At 72.0% G+C, this 6,158-nt stretch carries 6 protein-coding genes; 4 read left to right on the top strand and 2 right to left on the bottom strand.

Annotated elements, in window-relative coordinates; genetic code table 11:
• Positions 1-366: 366 nt before the first annotated feature.
• Positions 367-948, bottom strand: coding sequence for a TMEM165/GDT1 family protein (locus AB0D31_RS31450; RefSeq protein ID WP_359005971.1), 582 nt, complete (start codon positions 946-948; stop codon positions 367-369).
• Positions 949-1,203: 255 nt separating this feature from the next.
• On the bottom strand, positions 1,204-1,956 hold the full coding sequence (locus tag AB0D31_RS31445; RefSeq protein WP_362729427.1) for an ABC transporter permease: 753 nt from the start codon (positions 1,954-1,956) through the stop codon (positions 1,204-1,206).
• A gap of 224 nt (positions 1,957-2,180) precedes the next feature.
• On the opposite strand from AB0D31_RS31445, the gene AB0D31_RS31440 reads away from it, so the two are divergent.
• The 4 genes from AB0D31_RS31440 to AB0D31_RS31425 all read left to right on the top strand — a co-directional run bounded on the left by AB0D31_RS31440 (position 2,181) and on the right by AB0D31_RS31425 (position 6,120).
• Positions 2,181-2,825: an HNH endonuclease family protein gene (locus AB0D31_RS31440; protein WP_362729437.1), complete on the top strand. Its 645-nt coding sequence runs from the start codon at positions 2,181-2,183 to the stop codon at positions 2,823-2,825.
• Positions 2,826-2,921: 96 nt separating this feature from the next.
• A complete protein-coding gene (locus tag AB0D31_RS31435) occupies positions 2,922-4,604 on the top strand; it encodes an alkaline phosphatase D family protein (RefSeq protein WP_362729425.1) in 1,683 nt (560 codons plus the stop codon).
• Positions 4,605-4,686: 82 nt separating this feature from the next.
• The gene (locus AB0D31_RS31430; RefSeq protein ID WP_362729423.1) at positions 4,687-5,145 is read left to right on the top strand and encodes a DoxX family protein; all 459 of its coding nucleotides are present in this window, start codon (positions 4,687-4,689) and stop codon (positions 5,143-5,145) included.
• Positions 5,146-5,478: 333 nt separating this feature from the next.
• The gene (locus tag AB0D31_RS31425) at positions 5,479-6,120 is read left to right on the top strand and encodes a VTT domain-containing protein (RefSeq protein WP_362729421.1); all 642 of its coding nucleotides are present in this window, start codon (positions 5,479-5,481) and stop codon (positions 6,118-6,120) included.
• The last annotated feature ends 38 nt before the right edge of the window (positions 6,121-6,158 follow it).

Genomic DNA, 6,158 nt, shown 5'->3' with positions numbered 1-6,158 from the left:
CAGGACGCCGGCTGTCGCCGTCGCGAGCACGCGGATGATCCTCTGCTTGGACGTCATGAACGACCCTTCCAGCCGAAAGGCCTCAGCCTGTCAATGGGGGTTCCCCCTGGCCCTTAAGGCCTTGGGGGAGTTTGAGGACGAGCACCTTTCGGGCGCGAACGGGGTCTGGGGCGGAGCCCCAGGGGTCTTGGACCTCAGCCCCTTTCCCGCCCCCGGAGGGGTTTCGGGAAAGGGTGGGGTGGGGTAGCTCCCGGGGTCTGCGCGGAGCCCCGGTGGCCCGGTTTTCGTCTGCGGACCGTGCCCGCGTCCCGCGCAGTTCCCCGCGCCCCTCTAGGGCGCCCTGTGCCGAGCAGTCACCGCCCGGGCTCAGCCCGCGATCGCCTCGAACAAGCTGAACCCGGCCAGCGCGAGCATCAGGCAGGCCGCCACCTTGGTGATCAGACGCAGCGGCACATGCTTCATCAGGGTGCGCCCGCCGACGATGCCGAGCCCGGCGACCGCCCACAGGCCGAGCACCGCGCCGATGCCGACGGAGAGCGGGCTGTCGTAACGGGCGGCCAGGTTGGCGGTCATGATCTGGGTCAGGTCACCGAACTCGGCGACCAGGATGAGCATGAAGCCGGCCCCGGACACCTTCCAGAAGGACTGGTCGGCCGGCGCCTTCACTTCCTCGTCGTCCTCGCCCTTCTTGAAGAGCAGCATCGCCGCGCCCGCGAGGAAGAGGACGCCGACGATCGCCTGGAGCAGCCGGTGCGGCAGCAGGGTCAGGACGCTGCCCGCAGCGATGGCGAGGACGACGTGGACCGCGAAGGCGGCCGCGACGCCGACGAAGACGTACGACGCCTTGTAGCGGGTGCCGAGCATCAGTCCGGCGAGCGCGGTCTTGTCGGGGAGTTCGGCAAGGAAGATCACGCCGAAGGTGATCGCCATGATCGTGAAGCTGAGCACGGAAGGGTTCCTCTATCGGTCGGGCGTGGCCGTACCGAGAGCAGTTCCGAGCTGGATCCGGGGTCGCTTCGGCACGGCGGCGCCATGAATAGTCATGGTCACTGCGGCCGAAGGTCTCGCTGGCGGCACCCTCACGGGCACGCGCCTCCGGGCGCCGGCCAAGACCCCTGAGGGACTCGGCAGTATGTCGACGTTCCGGCGAAGAGCTACTCCCCTTCTGCGCCCTCAAGGGTACGGCATGCCGCGCGCGCCCCGTCAGGGACCAAGGTCCCGCGCCTCCCGGTGCACTCTGCCGCGCGCCACGAGTTCGAGCACCACCGACACGGCGATTGCCTGGACGGCCATGAGCGCGACGAGGACGAAGAGCTGGACCGCGCCCGCCTGTACCGGGGACGCTCCGCCGAGCAGCATGCCGACGAAGGCGCCGGGCAGCGTGACCAGGCCCACCGTCCTGGTCTGGTCGAGCCCGGGCAGCAGCGCGTCGGACGCGGCGGGCCTGGCGATCTCCAGGCGGGCGTCCCGGTCGGGCAGCCCGAGGGCCATCCCGGCCTCCACCTCGCCGCGCCGCACGGTCAGCTCGTCGAGAGCGCGGCGCCCGCCGAGCACGGTCGCGGTGAGCGCGCCGCCGATGAGGATGCCGGTGACGGGGATGAGGGCGATGCCCTTGACCGGGACGAGCCCGGTGAGCAGCAGCGCCGACACGACCGGGACCACCCCGGCCGCGATGGGCGCGGCCGCCCACCACCAGGTGCGGTTGGCGGTCATCCGGCGCCCCGCGGTGCGTACGGCGACCAGGAACATCAGGGTCAGGAAGGCGAGGAGCAGCGGCACCGAGCCGACCACCCAGTGGATCGCGAGGGCCACCACGGTGAGTTGGACCGCGGCCCGTACCCCGGCGATCAGGATCTCGCGGTGCCGGCCCAGCTGCGCGGCGGCGGCCACGCCCGCGGCGGCGAGGAGCAGGGCGACGAGGACGGCCCCAAGTGTGATGTTCACGGGCAGCAGCACGCGCCAACCGTACGACGTGTGCTGCCTGGAGACGGTACGTCAGGTGTACCGGGGGCAGTGTCGTCCGAAGTCTTGATCTGACGTGACCATGTCGCCACGCTGTTACCTGGCGCCCATCCCCAGGCAACCCGGCGCCGCCACGCTGGCCGGACCGCCCATTCTGCGGCCGGTCAAGTTCCCCCCACGTCAAGGGAGTTCGCATGTCAGGCGCCATAGCCATCCGCATGCCCCGCGTCTACGCGCGTCGCACGGCCGTCCTCGCCGCCACCGCCGCGCTCGCCGCCGCGGGTGCGCTGATCACCGCCCCGGCCGCCGAGGCCGCGCCGCCCACCCCGGTGAGCGCCGCCACCGCCCGCACCTATCTGGGCGAGCTGACCGTGCAGGCGGAGGGTTCGCTGACGGGGTACAGCCGTGACAAGTTCCCGCACTGGATCACCCAGTCCGGCACCTGCAACACCCGCGAGGTCGTCCTCAAGCGCGACGGCACCAACGTGACGACCGACTCCAGCTGCGCTGCCACCAGCGGCAGTTGGTACTCCGCCTACGACGGTGCCACCTGGACCGCCTCGTCCGACGTGGACATCGACCACATCGTGCCGCTCGCCGAGGCCTGGCGCTCGGGCGCGAACACCTGGACCACCCCTCAGCGTCAGGGCTTCGCCAACGACCTGACCCGCCCCCAGCTGATCGCGGTCACCGACAACGTCAACCAGTCCAAGGGCGACAAGGACCCGGCCAAGTGGCTGCCGTCGCTCACCTCCTACCGCTGCACGTACGCGCGGATGTGGGTCGACGTGAAGCACTACTACAGCCTCACGGTCGACTCCGCCGAGAAGTCCACCCTCCAGTCCCTCCTCAACGACTGCTGAGGCAACGGCGGTTGACCTGCCTCTGTCGCCTCCCCTCGCCGCTGCGTACCGTACGAACGGACCGGCGACCGAGGGACCGGTGACCGAGGGGGTTCCATGGCCGGGCTTCGCCTGGGTCCACTGCTGCGCTACCTGGATCCGCGCGGCGGCGCCACGATCTGGGTCGAGACCGACCGGCCGTGCACGGCCCTGGTGCGCTGCGCCGACGGCGCCCGGGGCAGTGCGCGTACGTTCCAGATCGCGGGCCACCACTACGCACTGGTCCCGGTCGAGGGGCTGACACCGGGCACCACCACCGCCTACGAGGTGCTGCTCGACGGGCTGCCGGTGTGGCCGCGACCGCGCTCGGGGATTCCGCCGAGCACCCTCGCCGTGCCCGCCATCGGATCCACCCGGCTCCACGTCACCTTCGGCTCCTGCCGCCGCGCGCCCGATCCTTCCGGCGCGGACGCACTGGACGCCCTCGCGACGCGGCTCGCGGCCGACCCGGCGGCCAAGCGGCCCGATGTGCTGCTGCTCCTGGGCGACCAGGTGTACGCCGACACCGTCTCGGCGGACACCCGGCGCTGGCTTGCCGCCCGCCGGGACCTGCGCGACGCGCCCGGAGCCGAGGTCGCTGAGTACGAGGAGTACACCCGGCTGTACGACGAGTCCTGGCGCGATCCGGAGGTGCGGTGGCTGCTCTCCACCGTGCCGAGCTGCCACATCTTCGACGACCACGACGTCATCGACGACTGGAACACGAGCGCCGCCTGGCTCGCCGAGATGCGGGCCACGCCCTGGTGGCGGGAGCGGATCCTCAGCGGGCTCATGTCGTACTGGGTCTACCAGCACCTGGGCAACCTCTCCCCCGCCGAGCTCGACGCCGACCCGCTGTACGCGACGGTGCGCAGCACGCCGGACGGCACGGAGGCGCTGCGTGCCTTCGCGGCGCGGGCCGACGCCGATCCGGCGGCCGTGCGCTGGAGCTACCGGCGCGACTTCGGCCGCACCCGGCTGGTGATGGTGGACTCCCGGGCGGCCCGCGTCCTGACCGAGGACCGGCGGGCGATGCTCGACGCCGGCGAGGCGCGGTGGCTGTGCGACCAGGTACTCGAAGCGGCGGGCTCCTGCGACCACCTCCTGATCGGCACCTCGCTGCCCTGGCTGCTCCCGCCGCTCATCCATGACGCGGAGGGCTGGAACGCGGCGCTGTGCGCGGGCTCGCGCGGACCGCGCTGGGCACGCGCCGGCGAGAGGCTACGACGCATGGCCGACCTGGAGCACTGGGCCGCGTTCCCCGCGTCGTTCGCCTCACTCGCCGATCTGATCGCCCGCGCGGGGTCGGGTCCCGGCGCCCCGGCGACCATCAGCGTCCTGTCGGGTGATGTGCACCACGCTTACGTGGCGGAGCCCTTTTGGCCAAATGTGGCGCCTCAACCCACCTCTTTTGTCGCCCAGTTGACGTGTTCACCCGTCCACAACTCGGTTTCGGCCCCCGTGCGGGCCGGATTCCGCTTCGGCTGGAGCCGGTTGGGGCGCAGACTCGGCCGCGTCCTGGCGCGGCACGGCCGAGTGGTACAGCCCGTACTCGACTGGCGCAGAACCGGCGGGCCCTGGTTCGGAAATCAGCTCATGTCCCTTACCCTGCACGGCCGTTCCGCGCGCCTGCGGCTCGAACAGGCACGTCGGGACCGGCGATGGCGCAGTGGTCCAGCCCGGTTGACGACCGTCCTCGACCGCTCCCTCACTCCTGGCGCCCCTCCTGGCTCAATTCAGCCGGATGAAACAAGCTATTAATTATGTTGAACTTGCAAGCACTACTGAGGCCTGCCTAACCTGTGGACCCCATCGGTCACGTCCCCCACCGAAGGAGCCCCCCATGGCCTCCCCCACGCTCGACGCCGAAAGAGCGCGCCCCTACGCGCTCGCCCTGTTCCGCATAGTCATCGGCCTCCTCTTCGCCTGCCACGGCGCGGCGTCCGTCTTCGGCGTCCTCGGCGGCACGATGGGCGGCGGCTCGATCCCCGCCGGCACCTGGCCCGGCTGGTACGCCGCGGTGATCCAGCTCGTCGGCGGCATCCTGGTCCTGTCCGGCCTCTTCACCCGCCCAGCCGCCCTGATCTCCTCGGGCTCCATGGCGTACGCCTACTTCAGCGTCCACCAGTCCCACGCACTGCTCCCCCTGCAGAACGGCGGCGAGGCCGCCGTCATGTACTGCTGGGCCTTCCTGCTCCTCGTCTTCACCGGGCCCGGCGCCCTCGCCCTCGACCAACTCCTCGGCGCCCGCCGCACCGACCGCCCGGCCGCGGAGTCCCAGCGCGAGACCGTCACCGCCTGAGCCGGCCCGCTCAGCGCGCACCCAGTCACCGCTCACCGCGCACCGCTCAGCGCGCACCGCTCAGCGCGCACCGCTCAGCGCGCACCACGCACCGCTCAGCGCCCCCACCACACACCGCTCAGCGGCTCAGGTGACGCAACACCCTCTCCGCTGCCCGGAGTTCCGTTCTCGGACTCCGGGCGGCGGCATGTCGAGCCGTCGCCCGGCCACCCCTGACGGAAGCCCCCGCAGGTCCGGGCGTACGCTGTACGGCTGTACCGCCGCCCCTGCCGCTTCCCCGCGACATCGCGGTATTCACCGTCCGGGGAAACGACAAGCCGCAGAGGAGCGAACGTGCTGGAGAGTGTGGGGGCGCTCACGTCGAGCCCCTGGATCTACGCCGTGGTCACCCTCTCCGTCCTTCTCGATGTCTTCCTTCCCGTCCTCCCCAGCGGGGTGCTCGTGATCACGGCGGCTACGACGGCCGCCGGGTCGGCGACCGCGGCCGGAGCCGGGGACGCCACTCGGGCCGGTCACGCCGATCTGCTCGCCCTCGCCGCGTGCGCCGCCACGGCCTCCGTCCTGGGCGACCTCATCGCGTACCGCCTGGCGCGGCGGGGCGGCGCCCGCCTGGAGCGCGTGATCGCCCGCTCGCGCCGCCTGACCCGGGCGCAGGAACGACTCGGCATCGCGCTGAGCCGAGGTGGCGGCGGCCTCGTCGTCATCGCGCGCTTCGCCCCCGCCGGACGCTCCGTCGTCTCCCTCGGCGCGGGCGCGGCGCAGCGCAAGGTCCGCGAGTTCCTGCCCTGGTCGGCGCTGGCGGGCGTGGCCTGGGCGACGTACAGCGTGGGGCTCGGCTACTTCGGCGGCCAGTGGCTGGGCGCGACCTGGCTGGGCACGGCCGTGTCGCTCCTCGCCCTGTTCGCGGCGGGCGCCCTCGCGGCGTACGTCGTGAAGCGCCCGGGGTCGACGCCCGCCGCCGCACCGGCCTCCTGAAGCGGGACTACCGAGCCAGACCCATCGCGGCGAACTCC

The organism is Streptomyces sp. NPDC048361, from assembly GCF_040651795.1.
Taxonomy (GTDB): domain Bacteria; phylum Actinomycetota; class Actinomycetes; order Streptomycetales; family Streptomycetaceae; genus Streptomyces.
Note: the sequence above shows the minus strand (reverse complement) of the source record. Positions and strands in the feature narration are given on the sequence as shown.

Excerpts from the sequence above, each read along its gene's own strand:
- AB0D31_RS31440 (WP_362729437.1), top strand. The coding sequence starts at position 2,181 with ATGCCCCGCGTCTACGCGCGTCGCACGGCCGTCCTCGCCGCCACCGCC.
- AB0D31_RS31435 (WP_362729425.1), top strand. The coding sequence starts at position 2,922 with ATGGCCGGGCTTCGCCTGGGTCCACTGCTGCGCTACCTGGATCCGCGC.
- AB0D31_RS31430 (WP_362729423.1), top strand. The coding sequence starts at position 4,687 with ATGGCCTCCCCCACGCTCGACGCCGAAAGAGCGCGCCCCTACGCGCTC.